This window comes from Mycobacterium sp. NGS64, assembly GCF_059812245.1.
This window is the reverse complement of record NZ_JCALCI010000001.1, coordinates 1,204,947-1,219,785: the sequence shown is the minus strand read 5'-3', so window position 1 is coordinate 1,219,785 and position 14,839 is coordinate 1,204,947. Positions and strand designations below refer to the sequence as shown.

Genomic DNA, 14,839 nt, shown 5'->3' with positions numbered 1-14,839 from the left:
CATGCCGGAGACAAAGGGCTAAGCGAATTGCATTGCAGCGCAATGGCTTAGCGCGTCACGCCCGCTCGGCCTTCATATCCATGTCAATCGTGCCCTGGCACGCGCCGCTGAGGATCTCGGTGTGCATGACGCCGGAAAGCGACCCATCGGGCTGGGGCGTGTAGCGCACGGTGGAGTGGGCCGGATTCCATTGGATGCTGGTGTCGGGCATCATGCAGTCCCACTGAAAATCGCTGACCTGGGTCCACGACGACCCGTCCCAGGTGAATTGGACCGGTTGCGGAACCGTCGGGTTGCTCGGCGGCGGGCCGCTGACAATGGTGGCGACGCACTTTCCGCTCGAACAGCTCGAGCGGAACCCGTAGGTGTCGGTGTGCTGCACCTCGGGGTCGCCGACCGCCATGCTGGTCCCGGATTTCGGGCCGACCATGAACGTGATCGCGTAGGTGCCGTTCCACGACGCCGCGTCGGCGGATGCGACCGGGGCAAACGACAGGGCGATAGCGAGCGGTGCGGCACACAAACCAACAAGACCGCTCAGACCATTTGGGGCCATCGGCTTCTCCTCTCAGTCCACGACAACTGCGGAACCAGAGCGAAGTGCATATACCCCATCTTTACCCTTATTCCACGCCGGAAAAGGGGCGGGATAGTTTTTGCGTGAGCTAGGGACCGCTCAGCAATGAGCGGCCCAGCATTGCTGCAGTGGGCAATAGGTCGCGTGCGCGATTCTCACCATGGATCCGATCTCCCCGAACGTGACGTTCCTCGGGTCCAAAGTGGAGTGGATGTTTTGGGTGATCTGGTCGTAGGTCCAGCCCCACCCGAGATCGTCGCAGATGAGCCGGCCCATCGCTGTGAGGGCCTCGTCGTGGTCCGGCGGCCAGCTGAAGCCGGCGGCGTGCAGTTGGGACAGGTACGCGTCGTCAACGGGATCGGCCGTCGCGATCGCCGCGCCGGAAACCAGGGCGGCGCCGGTGACGACGGGAATGGCCAGCGCGGCGAGCCAGCGAAGTGAGGACATTTGATGCGCTCTCTTTCTCCTCGGCGTTGAGGTTGCCGTAGAAGAATAGTGGAGAGCCGGGAAAAAGCAGATTATGCGCAGCTGAATAGTCGGCTTTTTGGGCCGAGTCGGCTTTTTGGGCCGATTATCGTTAAGCGGCGTGCGGGTGGTGCAACAGCGCTTGTGCCGGAGCCTCTTTCGCGTCGAATTGCCCCGCCCACTCAGCGCGAAGATGAGTCACCGGGGCCGGGTGTGCGTCGTCTCGGCCCCAGCGGTGCGCAATCTTGCGGTAGATCCACGCGACCGACGCCACCACCGCGACCGCGACGGCCAATACCGCCACCGCGTCGCCGAAGGCGACCAACAGGATGATGCCGCCGAAGATCCAGAACGCGGCGGCCTCCAAGTCGCGGGTCCCGTGGTGTCCACCGGTCGTGGTCGTGATGTGCCCCATGTCTGCCTCGCTCCGATCAGGGTGGCCGTCTGATGCGACAACCGCCCTGTGCAACACCGGAGCGACGGCAGGGCTGCCCAAATCGGAGGCAAGGTGACCGACGTCACCAAGTCAGGCGACGGCTATTCGTCGCCTTCCTCGTCCTGGTCTTCTTCTTCGACGTCTTCGTCTTCGTCGTCTTCGTAGTCCTCGTCTTCGTCTTCGTCGTCGAAGACATCGAGCTCCAGGTCGAGGGGGTCCTCGCCGAATGGGTCGACCACGTACTGCTGCCAGTAGCCCGGGGAGAAGTAGATCTTGTCCGCGTGGTCGACGTCGTCGCCGACCTCGACCATCAGGATCCCGTCTTTGATGTCGTAGCTGAATGCGTTGGGGTATTGGACACCGCCGTCGGCGGTCCGGATGTGAACGTCATATGCCACGAGCGGAAGCTTACGGAGTCGGCGGCGGCGGGGGCGGGCCAGGCGGCGGGCCCTCCGGCGACGGCTGCGAAGGCGGCGGCTGTTGCGGACAGTCCGGTTGGTAGATCCACACACCGCCGGTGCGCGTCCATGTGATCCCGCAGCCGAGCGGCACCACGCCGGCGGCGTCTGCCGGCGGAACAAGGGTCGCCATCATCCCGGCGACCACGGCCGGAAGCATCAGACGCGAGACGAGCTGCCACCCCATTTTTCCAGCGTGGGATACGGGAGGGCTAGGCGCAACTCGACGCGGCGTCTTCGAGCAGATCGGCGGCGCGGGCGACGCTTTCGGCGGACTTGGTCATAAGGGCGGCGACGTCGCGGGCCCGCGCAGCGTAGTCCGGGGCGAGGATGCGGCGCAGGTCCGCGACTAGCGATTCCTGGGTTGTCATCGAAAGCTGGCGCGCGGCACCGACTTTCAGTCGTTCGAGGCCAGCAGCCCACATCGGCTGATCGAGCCAGAGCCACAGCGCCAGGGCCGGGATTCCGGCGCGCAGACCGGCCGCCGTCACACCGGCGCCGCCATGGTGCACGACGGCGCGGCACGCCGGCAGCACGGCCGCATGGTTGACCGCATCGACGACCTTGACGTGATCGGGGCGCGGCAGATCGGCAAAGTCGTTGGGGCCGCTGCAAATCAGCGCCCGCTCCCCCAGCTGCGCGCAGGCCGCGCCGATCATGGCGACCAGCTCCGCCGGGGCCGAGACCGGCGTGCTGCCCAAGCCGAAGCAGATCGGCGGCGTCTCCGCGGCGATCCACGACAGGACCTCGTCGTCGGCCTCGGCGGGCAACCCGAGCGTCAGCGCGCCGACGAACGGGCGCCGCTCGTCCGCTTCCACCCAATCGGACGCCGGCCCGGGCAGGCAGAGCTCGTCGTAGGCCTGGATTTCCAGCGCCGACGCCGGCGGGGGCGCTTCGGGCAACCCGAGCGAGCGGCGCTGGGCCGCCGCGACGTCCTTGACCAAGTTCGAATACAGCACCCCGGTGGAGTACACGCGCCTCGGGAAGAAATGCAGCGCGGCCAGCACAATGCCGCGATATTCCGCCACGGTGGCGGCCAGCTCCTGCTCGTTGAAGCCCGCCACCAGCAGGTCGGCGTCGGTGGCCAGCGACGTCAACGTGGCGGTCTTGTCCGCCCACACTTTGGTGAGTTGCTCGATGACTTCGGGCAACGCGGCGAATGGGTTGTCCACCTTGCGGACGAATCGCTCGGCGGAGTCCATCCGCTCGCGCGTGTCCGCTCCGTAGGCGACCGCGGTCAGCCCGGCCGCCTCGACGAAGCCGAGCTTGTCGGGCGAGACCGCCATGCGAACCTCGTGGCCCCGGCGCCGCAGCTCGCGGCCGACGGCCACGCAGGGCTCGACATCGCCCCTGCTTCCGTAGCCGGCCACCACGAACTTCACGGACGGAACCTAACGCACCCAAGTGGTGGATCGCCCAACGCGCGGGCATCCTTGGCGGTATGCACGTGATCAACGGAGTCCGCGACCCCGCGGCGAGCTTTCCCCTCGAGACCCTGGCCGACGATGCGGGCGAGCGCCGCCAGGCCAACCGCGCCGTCGCCGTCAGCGCGGTCGGGTTGGCGCTGACCGGCCTCGTCGAACTGGCCATCGCGCTGGTGTCCGGGTCGGTGGCGCTGCTCGGCGACGCGCTGCACAACCTGTCGGACGTCTCGACCAGTGCCCTGGTGTTCGTCGGTTTCCGGGCGTCGCGCAAACTCCCCACGGAGCGTTATCCGTACGGTTACGAACGCGCCGAGGACCTCGCCGGCATCGGTGTGGCGCTGGTGATTTGGGGCAGCGCCGCGGTCGCCGGCTTCGAGAGCGTCACCAAGCTGCTCCGCCACGGCGGGACCGGACACGTGGGCTGGGGCATCGCCGCCGCGGCGGTGGGCATCGCGGGCAATCAGCTGGTGGCCCGCTACAAGCTGGCGGTGGGCCGGCGGATTCGCTCGGCGACCATGGTGGCCGACGCCAAGCATTCCTGGCTCGACGCGCTGTCCTCGGCCGGGGCGATGCTGGGCCTGATCGGCGTGGCGCTCGGCTGGGACTGGGCGGACGCGGTCGCCGGAATCGTCGTCACGGCGTTCATCTGCCACGTCGGGTGGGAGGTGACCGCCGACATCGCGCACCGGCTGCTCGACGGCGTCGACCCGGAAATCATCACGACGGCCGAAACCGCGGCCGCCTCGGTTCCCGGCGTCGTGCACGCCCACGCCCGGGCCCGCTGGACCGGGCGCACCCTACGGGTCGAGGTGGAGGGCTTCCTCGACCCGAAAACCCCACTCGCCCAGGCCGATCGGATCGGTCGCAGTGTGGCCGAGGCTCTGACACCACGGATCCCCGAGATGCACAGCTTCAGCTGGACCGCGCGGGCCGCCTAAACCCGTTGCGCCGGAAACGATTCGACGACCTTGATCAGTTCGTCCGGCGCTTCCCAGTTCAGCAGGTGTCCCGCGTCGGGCACCGTGACCAGCCGCGCGCCGGGAATCCCCTCGGCGAGGCGGCGCGAATGACTGGCCGGCGTGGTGCGATCCGCGGAGCCGACCATCACCGCCGTCGGTACCGTGATCTCGCCCAGGCGGGGATACCGGTCCTCCTGTGAGAAGGCCCGCACGATCGGGAGCAGCGGCCCGTGTTCGTCCAGGTGCTGGTTGAAGAAGTCGATGAACACCGAGACCATCGTCGGTGCGGGGTGCGTCCCGCACTGCGCGGCACCGAACAGCGTCGCGACGGTCTCGTTGCGCATCATCCGTTGTAGCACGCCGTATTGCAGCAGCGGGATCTGCAGCCGGTTCTGCGGTGCCCCGTCCAGGATGCGGCCCGCCCAGGTGGCGAACAGCACAAGCCCGCGCAGCCGGGGCGCCACGTCGGCATGGTCGAGCACGGTGCGGATGGTGACGAATCCGCCCATCGAGTGCCCGACGAGCACGCCGTCGTGAACGTCGAAGTGCTGCAGCACCGCGGCGAGGTCGGCCGCCATGGGCTCGGACCCGATGCCGTCGGAGCCGAGTGTGGAACGTCCGTGGCCGCGCTGGTCGAACGCGATGACGCGAAAACCCCTGGCCTGCAGCTCGTCCCACACGAAATTCCACTCGAGGATCCGGGCGGTGTAGCCGTGCACGAGAACCACCGGCGGCCCCTGCCCCGCGACCAATGCGTTTAGGACCGTGCCGTCGGGCCGGGTGATGGAGACCTGCTCACCCTCGGGCTGGGCCACAAGCCGTTCGCGCGGAACGGGATCCGGGTTGCGCGCTATTCGCGACGCCATCGCCCGCGCGGCACCCCAGCCCAACAGGCCAGCCGCACCGAGCGAGGCCAAACCCGTTCTCACGACGGCCTCGCGGCGCAGCAGTCGGGCAATCCGCTCTTGATTGCGGCGTCCTGCTTCTTCGCGAGGTCGAGCGCAAAGTCCGACGGCACGGGGTCGTCCGGCGGGCTCTCGAATTCGAGGACCGCGAACACCTTGCCCTCGGTGAACATCACGATCGCCTTCGACTTCGAGCCGTCCGGCGACGGGCCGACGGCGATCTGGCCGCCGGTGCCCACGTCGGCCGGTGTCGGCGCCGCCTTCACACTGAGCTCCTGAATCCCCTTGGCGCTCTGGTCGAGCGCCTGCGCTGCCGCGGCGGCGTCGGGATAGACGTAGATCGTGTCGTCGACCTTGCGGGTGCCGGCCTGATTCATGAACACCCCTTCGCTTCCCGCCGGATTGGGAACCGGCAGGGTCTGCGACAGGGCGAACGTATCGCCGGGCATGACGATGTCGGTCGGCTTGATCAGCATGTTGCTGTAGTCGAAGGGCCGCGGGGTGGCGCTGCTCGATGACGCGGCCGGCGTCGACGTTGTCGAAGATGTCGCCGACGCCGGTGCCGACGACGGGCTGGACGACTTGTTGCTTTGACAGCCGGTGGCCGCGGCGCCGACCACCAGTGCGCCTGCCGCGATCCCGGCCGCCATAACCGATGCCTTGCTCACCATTGGCTCCTGTCGCCGTGGTCGGCGGTTGCCGACGTCACGCGCAACATAGCGGATGCCGAATCCCTTCCGCGATAAGAATCCGCACAGCTGGCCGGGGCTAGTCGCCGACCGCGCCCTCGGGCTTGGGGCCGCGGCCCTCACCGGTGATGTACTTGGGGCAGTAGGCGCCGACCGCGATCACCGTGAACTTAGCGGCACCGTTGCCGCTAAACCCGTTGCGCTGCTGAAGGTTTCCGATTATTTCGTCCTCGGTCGCCCCGGTGTCCTCCAACTGGCACAGCGTCTTGGCGGCCGATATAGCGGCGTTCGGGTCCTGGTAGGAGATCCCGGCGAATTTGAGCGCGGTAAGGAAGTCCGCGTCGGTGGCGGGGTCGCTGGCGGCGGCCGGGTCGGTGCCGGGGTCAGGGTCGGCGTGCGCCGGCGCGGCCAGGCCGAGCACGGCGGCCACGGTTGCTATCCCCCACAGCAGTCTCATGACGCCGCCATCGTGCCAGACTCACCCCGCGGCCGCATCCCGGGCAACCTAGCCGCGCCTGAATCGCTCGCGCAGTTGGGGATCGTTTTCCCACCACAATCCCGACGGCTCGGCGGTTTCGGTCTCGGTCGCTTCGGCCGCGTCCAGCTCCGCATCCACGGCGACCGCGTGCGCCTTCTCGTCGCGGGTCAGGGCACGCATCAGCAGCAGCACGAACGGCCAGCCGACCAGGTCCCCGAGAATCCACAGGACGCCCGCGCCGATCGTCTGATCGAGGCGCTGATCGGGACCCCAGGATCGGTGCAGTTGCGCGTAGTACGCCGCGCCGATCAGCGAGCCCTGCCAGACGACCAACCCGAGCACCCCGTCGCCGAGGGCCTCGACGACGGTGATCAGCAGCGAGATCGCCTGGGAATACCGGCGCGGAACGGGGTCCGCCTGCAGTCGGGCGTAGAAGTAGCCAAAACCGATCGCTACCAACAGGATTCGGGTGGGCGCGCCGACCCACTCGTTCTGCAGGGACGCGGTGTACCAGGGCGTCAGGTAGAGCAGCCACGGCGTGCCCAGCATCGCCAGCGACGTGGTCAGTGGGTGCGCGAGCACCCGCGCGAACCGGCTGGCCAGCAGCCGGTCGAGGCGGTCGCGCCCGGGCTGGCCGAGCGCGTCGCGCAGCGCGGTGACCGGCTTGGCCTGCGCGATGAAGAACGGCACGACGTAGAGCAGCAGCAGGACCTGCAGCGCGCGCACCCAGAACAGGGCGTAGGCGTAGACGCCGATCGCGCTCATCGTCGCCAGCGCCCACAGCGCCACGCCGGCTACGAGGCAGCCGGCCTGCGCGGATCCCACGCTCCGACCCCGCCGGGAGCACCAGGCGTAGGCGGCGGCCACCAGCACGATCGCCGCCGCGGAGGCGAGGTCCAGCTGCCAGCTCTGCACCAGGGCGGACCACGTCAGCGGGCCCGGATCGACGCGCATGGTCCTTAGCTTATGGCCGGCTCAGCCGCCGCTTCGGGGCTCGCATGTAGATTGGTTGGTAAGACGTTCGTCTTGAGCCCTGCCACCATCGACATTTTCTGTGGAGATGAGCAGCTCACGAATCGATCGCACGAACCAATTTGAGGACCGCGCATACATGAATTCGTCCGAATTGTTTTCACATCGCTACGAACCTGAGGTCGTCCACGACGCCACTCGGGATTCGGAACCGGTGCAACTTCCTACCTTCTCCGACGGCCCGAAGAGCGACTCCGCCGCCAAGACGCCCCCGTCCTGACCCGGTCGTCGGCTACGCCGCGGGCTGGCTCAGCCGCAACGACTCGGGCAGCGCACCGACCTGCCGGCGGTCCGGGACTTCCCAGATGTCGCCGGCGAGCGTGCCGGGCAGCCCGGCCTCGCTGGCGATGAAGACGGGATGGCCGCCGCGCATGGACTGATGGTGATAGTCGCGCACCGTCGCGAACGCCCACTTGCTCAGCAGGCAGATCGCGACCAGGTTGGCGATGGCCATCAGCGCCATCGTCAGATCGGCGAGCGCCCACACGAACTTCAGCTGGGACATCGCGCCGAACACGATCGCCCCCAGCGTCACGACTTTCAGCGCGTTGGTCGCCAGGTGCCGTCCGCCCAGGAAGAACAGATTGGCCTCGGCGCACACGTAATTGCTGAGCACCGAGGCGAATCCGAACACGAAGACGACGGCGGTCATCACCGCCGTGGTCCACGATCCGAGGCCGGCGGCGATCGCCGACTGGGTCAGGCTGGCGCCCGCGATCGAGCCGGTGCGCGCCGGATCGTAAACGCCCGGGCCCGCCATGAGCACGATGAACGCCGTCGCCGTGCAGATCACCATGGTGTCGACGAAGACGGCGAGCGACTGAATCAGGCCCTGCTCCACCGGATGTGACACCGTCGCGGCGCCGGCGATGTTGGGCGAACTGCCCATCCCCGCCTCGCAGGCGAACAGGCCGCGCTTGACCCCGGTCAGCATGGCCGTCGCGATGCCGCCGGCGAAACCACCCGCCAGCTGCCTGATCCCGAAGGCCCCGCCGACGATCTCCTCGAGCACCCCCGGCAGCGCGGAGATGTTGACCGCGACGATCGCCAACGCCAGCGACGCGTACGTCAGCGCGGCGACCGGGATGACCCATTCCGCGAACTTGGCGACGCTGCGCACCCCACCGAACAGGACCGCCGCCGCCAGCACGGCCAGACCCATTGTCGTCCAACCGATGTCGACGCCGTGCGACGACTTCAGCACCCCGCTGATCGCGTTGGTCTCGACCATGTTGAACGCGGTCGAGAACGTGACCACGAGCAGCACGGCGAAGAAGACGCCGCCCGCCCGCGAGCGCAGGCCGCGCTGGATGTAGAACGCCGGGCCGCCCCTGAAGGCGCCGTCGCCCGAGCGGACCTTGAAGACCTGGGCGAGGGTGGCCTCGATCAACGCGGTCGCCATGCCGACCCCGGCCACCACCCACATCCAAAAGATCGCGCCCGGCCCTCCCACGGTGAGCGCGATCGCGACGCCGGCGATGTTTCCGGTGCCCACCCGGGAGGCGAGGCCGACACAGAAGGCCTGAAAAGACGAGATCCCACCGTCTTGGCGATGGGACCTGCGGAGCTGGCGAAGCATGCGCCCGAAGTAGCGGATCTGAATGAATCGGGTGCGGACCGTGAAATAGACGCCAACGCCGATCAACAGGTAAACGAGGACATGACAACTCAGGGCATTGCTCAGCGGGTCGATGACCCGTGTCTGAACGAAGTCCAAATCCATCCCCCACCTGGGCCGCTGTTCGCAGCAGACTAAGCGCGAAATGTTGACGTCAGGTTTCGTTAACCCGCCGTTGGCCGGCGCGTTTGTAAAAATCCAGTGACGCTACGAGGCGCCGTCGACCTTCCCGCCGCTGGCGGCCAGGCTTTGCGGGCAATACACGTTGGCCGCGATCGCGGTGAACCGGGCCGCGTTGTCCCCGTGCAGCCCGGGGTTCTGGGCCTGGATCGTCTTGACGACGTCCACCATCTGCGTCCCCTTGCTCACCGCGTCGCACACCCATTTCCCGGCACCGATTGCCGGCCCCGGGTCGGGGAAGGTGATGCCGGCCGCGCGCAGCGAGGTGAGGAAGGCGTCGTCGGTGTAGTCCGCCCGCGCGGGCGCGGCCATGCCGACCAAGGCGACAAGGCTCGTCAGCGTGAGAATCAGCGGTTTCACAGCCCCCTGATCGTGCCAGAGGGGACGGGCGGCCGCACCCCAAACGGGGCGTCAACTTCAGGTTGACAACCTCGCGTTCGTCAACCTACCGTTGACGATATGTCCGAACCGACCCCGATCGCCTATCCCGTCCGCCTCGACGAGCTCATCAACGCCATCAAACGGGTGCACCCGGACGTGCTGGACCAGCTCGCCGACGCCGTCCTGGCCGCCGAGCACCTCGGCGAGGTCGCCGACCACCTGATCGGGCACTTCGTCGACCAGGCCCGCCGGTCGGGTGCCTCCTGGACCGACATCGGCAAGAGCATGGGCGTCACGAAGCAGGCCGCCCAAAAGCGGTTCGTCCCCCGCGCCGAGCCCACCACGCTGGACCCCGAGCAGGGCTTCGGGCGGTTCACGCCCCGGGCCCGCAGCGCGGTGGTGGCGGCGCAGAACGCGGCGCACGAGGCGAGCAACAGCGAGATCACCCCCGACCACCTGCTGCTCGGCCTGCTCACCGACCCGGCCGCGCTGGCGACGGTGCTGCTGAAGCGGCAGAAGGTGGACCCCGACACGATCCGGGCTGCGGTCAGCCTGCCCCCTGCGGCCGGCGAACCCCCCGAACTCATCCCGTTCAGCGGCCCGGCGCGCAAGGCGCTGGAGCTGACCTTCCGCGAGGCACTTCGGCTGGGCCACAACTACATCGGCACCGAACACCTGCTGCTGGCGCTGCTCGAACTCGAGGACGGTGCGGGGCCGCTGCACCGGTGCGGCGTCGACAAGGAGCGCGTCGAAACGGATTTGGTCGACGCGCTCGAATCGCTGAGCGCCGGGACCGACCCCTCCCCTTCGCCGTAGCGCCTGTGCAATCATGCGAGGATGCACCGCTGGCTGATTGCCTTGTCCATCTTGATCGTCGCGGTCGCGAACGTTTCCGCGCCGCGCGCGTGGGCGGGTGACGCGCCGATCGGTCACCTCGGTGACACCCTGCGCGTGGACACCGGCAAGTACATCGCCGACGTCACCGTCAGCAGCGTGGCCCCGTGCGACCCACCCCCGGGATTCGGCTACACCCGCGAGGGCGTTCCGATCAAAAGCTTCCCGGGCAGCACCGTCGACCGCGCCGACGTGACGATTCGCGCGGTCCGGGTGCCCAATCCGTTCATCATGGCGACCGAGTTCAGCTTCGACGGCGTGACCCCGTTCGCCGACGCCTACAAGCCGCGGGCCTCCGACGCGCCCGACGCGCTGGACAACGTCCTCGTCAACGCGCCGAACGGGGCGATCGTGCGCGGCGCGGTCTATTGGGACGCCTACCGCGACCCGGTCTCCACCGTGGTCCTGCTGGACAAGAAGACGGGCTATCACCTCGCCCAATGGAATCTCTGACGCTCGCGACGGGTTCGGTTGACGCCGGGGACCTGGCTGCCGTTGCCGCGCAAACCTTTCCGCTGGCCTGCCCGCCCGCGACGGCCCCTGAAGACATCGCGTCGTTCATCGACGCCAACCTGTCGGCGGAGCGCTTCGCCGAATACCTGGCCGATCCGGACCGCGCGGTCATCACCGCCGCGCGCGGCGGCCGAATCATCGGCTACGCCATGCTGATTCGTGATGGCGCCGACTCCGCCGAGCTGTCGAAGATGTACGTGCTGCCCGAGCACCACGGCACCGGGGCGGCGGCGGCGCTGATGGAGCTCAGCGTGGCCGCCGCCGAGAAGTGGGGCGTGCGCCGCGTCTGGCTGGGCGTCAACCAGGAAAACCAACGCGCGCAACGCTTTTACGCCAAGCACGGCTTTACGGTCAACGGCACCAGGACCTTTCGGGTGGGCGCCCGCCTCGAGAACGACTACCTCATGGTTCGCGACCTTGGGTCAGCGCCACCAGCCGCGACGTAGCCCGCAGATATTTCTTTCGATAGCCACCGGCCAGCATCTCCTCGCTGAACACGGTGTCCAGCGGCGCACCGGAGGCGACAACCGGGATGCCGGCGTCGTAAAGCCGGTCGGTCAGCGACACCAGCCTCAGGGCCACGTTCTGGTCGTCGATGCCGTGGACCCCGGTCAGGAACACCGCCGTCACGCCCTCGATCAGCGTCAGATACCGCGACGGATGCATGGTGGCCAGGTGCGCGCACAGCGCGTCGAAATCGTCCAGCGTCGCCCCGTCGACGGTCGCGGCGCGCGCGGCGACCTCCTCGTCCGACAGCGGCTGCGGCGCCGGTGGCAGCCCGCGATGCCGGTAGTCGGGCCCCTCGATCCGCACCGTGGTGAAAATGCTTGCCAGCGTGTTGATCTCGCGCAGGAAGTCCGGGGCGGCGAAGCGGCCCTCGCCGAGTTGCTCGGGCAGGGTGTTCGAGGTGGCCGCCACCGACACCCCCCGCTCCACCAACGAGGACAGCAGCCGCGAGATCAGGGTGGTGTTGCCGGGATCGTCGAGCTCGAACTCGTCGATGCACACCGCCGTGTAACCGGCCAGCATCTCGATGCATTCGACGTAGCCGAACACCCCGGCGAGCTGGGTGAGCTCGCCAAAGGTGGCGAACGCCTTGGGCGTTGGCGGCTCGGGCCCTTCCCCTGGCAGCTGGTAGTAGGCCGAGGCGAGCAGGTGGGTCTTGCCCACGCCGAAGCCGCCGTCGAGATACAGCCCGACGCCGGGCAGCACGGCGCGCTTGCCCAACAGCTTTCGGCGGCCGGCCCGCCGCTCCACGGCCTGCCGGCAGAAGTCCTGGCAGGCCGCGACGGCGGCCGCCTGGCTCGGTTCCCCCGGATCGGGCCGATACGACGCGAAGCTCACGTCGGCGAACGTTGGCGGCGGCCGCAATTGGGCGATCAATCGCTCCGGCGACACGGTCGGATGCCGGTCCACCAGATGCCCCACGCGGCCCCCGTGCATGCAGGAACTGTAGCGGCGTGCTGCAATCAAGCTCATGCCAGAGACCCGGTTGACGTTGCTCGGGTCGACGCGGGAAATCGACGACGCCGAACTCGCCCACCTGTACCGCTATCCGGACACCGATGGCACATGCGTGCGGGCGAATTTCATCACCAGCGTGGACGGCGGCGCCACCGCCGACGGCAGCAGCGGCACCATGGGCGGGCCCGGCGACCGGCACATCTTCAACCTGCTGCGCGAACTGGCCGACGTAATCGTGGTCGGCGCGGGCACCGTGCGCATCGAGGGCTATTCCGGCGCGCACCTGGCCGTCGCGCAGCGGCAGGCGCGGCAGACCCGCGGGCAAAGCGAGGTCCCGCAGCTGGCGATCGTCACCAAGTCCGGCCGCCTCGACCGCGACATGGCGGTGTTCACCCGCACCGAGGTGCCGCCCCTGGTGCTCACCTGCGCGGCGGCGGCCGCGGAGACGAGCCGGCGGCTCGGCGACCTGTGCGAGGTGCTCGACTGCTCCGGCGGCGATCCCGGTCAGGTCGACGAGGCCGCCCTGCTGGCGGCCCTGGCGGCGCGCGGAATGCGCCGCGTGCTGACCGAGGGCGGGCCGATGCTGCTCGGCGCGTTCGTCGACCGCGACCTGCTCGACGAGCTGTGCCTGACCATCGCGCCCTACCTGGTCGGCGGGCTGGCCCGGCGCATCGCGACGGGCCCGGGCCAGGTGCTGACCCGGATGCGCCGCGCCCACCTGCTCACCGACGACGCCGGCTACCTTTACGCCCGTTACGTCCGGGGCTGAAAAGTCGAAGCTACTGTGGTCGGCATGAGTCGGCAGATCGCGTCCGCCACAATCCTGGTGGCGGTGAGCGCGCTGATCGCCGGCTGCGTCCCCGGCCTGGGCGCGGACCCGCGCTTCGCCACCAATTCCGGCGCCCGCCCCCAGGGCGCGGCCACCTCGAAACCCCCGCCGGCCGGTCCGCCGCCGATCGCCGCCCCCAAGAACGACCTGTCCTGGCGTGACTGCACGGCGAAGGTGTTCGGCGACGCGGCCGTGCCCGCGGCGCCTGGCGTGCAGGTGGACTGCGCGAACTACGACGCCGACCTCGACCCGACGGGCGGCGGGTCGGGAACGCTGAGCATCGGCGTGGTCCGCGCGCGCTCGGACAAGACGCCGCACGACGCCGGTCCGCTCGTCTTCACCACGGGCTCGGACCTGCCGTCGTCGACGCAGTTGCCGGCCTGGCTCGCGCGGGGCGGCGCCGACGTGCTGCAAACCCACCCGATCGTGGCCGTCGACCGCCGCGGTATCGGCATGTCGAGCCCCATCGACTGCCGCGACCAGCTCGACCGCCAGGCCATGCGCGACCAGGCGCAGTTCCAGGCCGGCGACGACCCGGTCGCCAACCTGTCCGACATCTCCAACACCGCGACCACCAACTGCACCGACGCCATCGCCCCGGGCTCTTCGGCCTACGACAACTCGCACGCCGCCTCCGACATCGAGCGGCTGCGCAGCCTGTGGGACGTGCCGGCGGTCGCGCTGGTGGGGATCGGCAACGGCGCCCAGGTGGCGCTGGCCTACGCCGCGTCGCGGCCCGACCGGGTCGCCCGGCTGATCCTCGACTCCCCAATTGCCTTGGGCGTCAACGCCGAAGCCGCCGCCGAGCAACAGGTCAAGGGTCAGCAGGCCGCGCTCGACGCGTTCGCCGCCCAATGCATCGCCGTCAACTGCCCGCTCGGCCCGGACCCCAAGGGTGCCATCACCGCGATGCTGGCCGACGCCCGCGCGGGCAAGGGGCCCGGCGGCGCGCCGGTGTCCGCGGTGGCCACCGCCATCACCGTCGCGTTGGGCTTCCCCTCCGGCGGGCGCGTCGGCGCCACCCAGAGCCTGGCCGGCGCGCTGGCAGCCGCCCGCTCCGGGGACGCCAGCCAGCTCAACAACCTCATCGCCCACGCCTACTCCCTCACCGACTCCGACGGCCAGTTCGTCAACTCCTGCAGTGATTCCATCAACCGGCCGACCCCCGACCGGGTGCGCGAGCTCGTGGTGGCGTGGGCGAAGCTGTATCCCCAGTTCGGCACCGTCGCCGCGCTGAACTTGGTGAAATGCGTGCACTGGCCCACGATTCCGCCGCCCGCGCCGCCCAAGGACCTCAAGGTGGACGTCCTGCTGGCGGGCGTGCAGAACGACCCGATCGTCGGCAACGAGGGGGCCGCCGCGACCGCGGCGATGATCATCAACGCCAACGCGGCCAGCAAGCGGGTGATGTGGCAGGGCATCGGCCACGGCGCCAGCATCTATTCGCCCTGCGCCGTCGCGCCGTTGATCGGCTATCTCAACAGCGGCAAACTGCCCGGGACCGACACCTACTGTCCCGCCTGATACTTTGCGCTTC

19 protein-coding genes are annotated in these 14,839 nt (G+C 68.9%); 6 read left to right on the top strand and 13 right to left on the bottom strand.

Annotated elements, in window-relative coordinates; all coding sequences use genetic code 11:
• Window positions 1–55: 55 nt before the first annotated feature.
• The 6 genes from AC5Y4S_RS06130 to AC5Y4S_RS06105 all read right to left on the bottom strand — a co-directional run bounded on the left by AC5Y4S_RS06130 (window position 56) and on the right by AC5Y4S_RS06105 (window position 3,318).
• Window positions 56–556, bottom strand: coding sequence for an Rv2253 family sensor-like surface protein (locus AC5Y4S_RS06130; protein WP_500031029.1), 501 nt, complete (start codon window positions 554–556; stop codon window positions 56–58).
• Window positions 557–676: 120 nt separating this feature from the next.
• A complete protein-coding gene (locus tag AC5Y4S_RS06125; RefSeq protein WP_500031026.1) occupies window positions 677–1,024 on the bottom strand; it encodes a DUF732 domain-containing protein in 348 nt (115 codons plus the stop codon).
• Between the two features lie 130 nt (window positions 1,025–1,154).
• Complete coding sequence (locus AC5Y4S_RS06120; protein WP_500031023.1) at window positions 1,155–1,457, bottom strand: hypothetical protein; 303 nt, start codon at window positions 1,455–1,457, stop codon at window positions 1,155–1,157.
• A gap of 122 nt (window positions 1,458–1,579) precedes the next feature.
• Window positions 1,580–1,876 carry a hypothetical protein gene (locus AC5Y4S_RS06115; protein ID WP_500031020.1) on the bottom strand — a complete coding sequence of 99 codons (297 nt, stop codon included), beginning with the start codon at window positions 1,874–1,876 and terminating at the stop codon, window positions 1,580–1,582.
• 10 nt (window positions 1,877–1,886) lie between these two features.
• A complete protein-coding gene (locus AC5Y4S_RS06110; protein ID WP_500031019.1) occupies window positions 1,887–2,123 on the bottom strand; it encodes a hypothetical protein in 237 nt (78 codons plus the stop codon).
• 25 nt (window positions 2,124–2,148) lie between these two features.
• Window positions 2,149–3,318, bottom strand: coding sequence for a glycosyltransferase (locus AC5Y4S_RS06105; RefSeq protein WP_500031018.1), 1,170 nt, complete (start codon window positions 3,316–3,318; stop codon window positions 2,149–2,151).
• Window positions 3,319–3,377: 59 nt separating this feature from the next.
• Between AC5Y4S_RS06105 and AC5Y4S_RS06100 the strand changes: the two genes are divergently transcribed.
• The gene (locus AC5Y4S_RS06100) at window positions 3,378–4,298 is read left to right on the top strand and encodes a cation diffusion facilitator family transporter (protein ID WP_500031017.1); all 921 of its coding nucleotides are present in this window, start codon (window positions 3,378–3,380) and stop codon (window positions 4,296–4,298) included.
• Here the strand turns inward: AC5Y4S_RS06100 and AC5Y4S_RS06095 are convergent.
• From AC5Y4S_RS06095 to AC5Y4S_RS06070, 6 genes are all read right to left on the bottom strand, one after another.
• Window positions 4,295–5,248, bottom strand: a complete 954-nt coding sequence (locus AC5Y4S_RS06095) for an alpha/beta fold hydrolase (RefSeq protein WP_500031016.1) — start codon at window positions 5,246–5,248, stop codon at window positions 4,295–4,297. The genes AC5Y4S_RS06100 and AC5Y4S_RS06095 overlap by 4 nt on opposite strands.
• Window positions 5,245–5,700, bottom strand: a complete 456-nt coding sequence (locus tag AC5Y4S_RS06090) for a hypothetical protein (protein ID WP_500031015.1) — start codon at window positions 5,698–5,700, stop codon at window positions 5,245–5,247. The genes AC5Y4S_RS06095 and AC5Y4S_RS06090 overlap by 4 nt, the downstream gene beginning before the upstream one ends.
• A 292-nt stretch (window positions 5,701–5,992) precedes the next feature.
• Complete coding sequence (locus AC5Y4S_RS06085; RefSeq protein WP_500031014.1) at window positions 5,993–6,370, bottom strand: DUF732 domain-containing protein; 378 nt, start codon at window positions 6,368–6,370, stop codon at window positions 5,993–5,995.
• Between the two features lie 48 nt (window positions 6,371–6,418).
• A complete protein-coding gene (locus AC5Y4S_RS06080; protein ID WP_500031013.1) occupies window positions 6,419–7,345 on the bottom strand; it encodes a cytochrome c oxidase assembly protein in 927 nt (308 codons plus the stop codon).
• Window positions 7,346–7,655: 310 nt separating this feature from the next.
• Window positions 7,656–9,146 carry an alanine/glycine:cation symporter family protein gene (locus AC5Y4S_RS06075; RefSeq protein WP_500031012.1) on the bottom strand — a complete coding sequence of 497 codons (1,491 nt, stop codon included), beginning with the start codon at window positions 9,144–9,146 and terminating at the stop codon, window positions 7,656–7,658.
• 102 nt (window positions 9,147–9,248) lie between these two features.
• Window positions 9,249–9,581 (bottom strand): DUF732 domain-containing protein, encoded by a 333-nt coding sequence (locus AC5Y4S_RS06070; protein ID WP_082973477.1) that lies wholly within the window; start codon window positions 9,579–9,581, stop codon window positions 9,249–9,251.
• A 99-nt stretch (window positions 9,582–9,680) separates the two neighbouring features.
• On the opposite strand from AC5Y4S_RS06070, the gene AC5Y4S_RS06065 reads away from it, so the two are divergent.
• From AC5Y4S_RS06065 to AC5Y4S_RS06055, 3 genes are read left to right on the top strand one after another with little or no spacing between them, the layout of a single operon-like run.
• On the top strand, window positions 9,681–10,418 hold the full coding sequence (locus tag AC5Y4S_RS06065) for a Clp protease N-terminal domain-containing protein (RefSeq protein ID WP_500031011.1): 738 nt from the start codon (window positions 9,681–9,683) through the stop codon (window positions 10,416–10,418).
• A 21-nt stretch (window positions 10,419–10,439) separates the two neighbouring features.
• Window positions 10,440–10,949, top strand: a complete 510-nt coding sequence (locus AC5Y4S_RS06060; RefSeq protein WP_500031009.1) for a hypothetical protein — start codon at window positions 10,440–10,442, stop codon at window positions 10,947–10,949.
• Entirely contained in the window at window positions 10,937–11,455 is a 519-nt protein-coding gene (locus AC5Y4S_RS06055) for a GNAT family N-acetyltransferase (protein ID WP_500031007.1), read from the top strand. Before AC5Y4S_RS06060 ends, AC5Y4S_RS06055 begins: the two co-directional genes overlap by 13 nt.
• Here the strand turns inward: AC5Y4S_RS06055 and zapE are convergent.
• Window positions 11,412–12,488, bottom strand: coding sequence for a cell division protein ZapE (zapE, locus tag AC5Y4S_RS06050; RefSeq protein WP_500031004.1), 1,077 nt, complete (start codon window positions 12,486–12,488; stop codon window positions 11,412–11,414). The genes AC5Y4S_RS06055 and zapE overlap by 44 nt on opposite strands.
• On the opposite strand from zapE, the gene AC5Y4S_RS06045 reads away from it, so the two are divergent.
• Both AC5Y4S_RS06045 and AC5Y4S_RS06040 read left to right on the top strand, forming a co-directional pair.
• A complete protein-coding gene (locus AC5Y4S_RS06045; RefSeq protein WP_500031001.1) occupies window positions 12,487–13,242 on the top strand; it encodes a pyrimidine reductase family protein in 756 nt (251 codons plus the stop codon). The two genes, zapE and AC5Y4S_RS06045, sit on opposite strands and share 2 nt — an antisense overlap.
• Window positions 13,243–13,266: 24 nt before the next feature.
• Entirely contained in the window at window positions 13,267–14,826 is a 1,560-nt protein-coding gene (locus AC5Y4S_RS06040; RefSeq protein ID WP_500030998.1) for an alpha/beta fold hydrolase, read from the top strand.
• The last annotated feature ends 13 nt before the right edge of the window (window positions 14,827–14,839 follow it).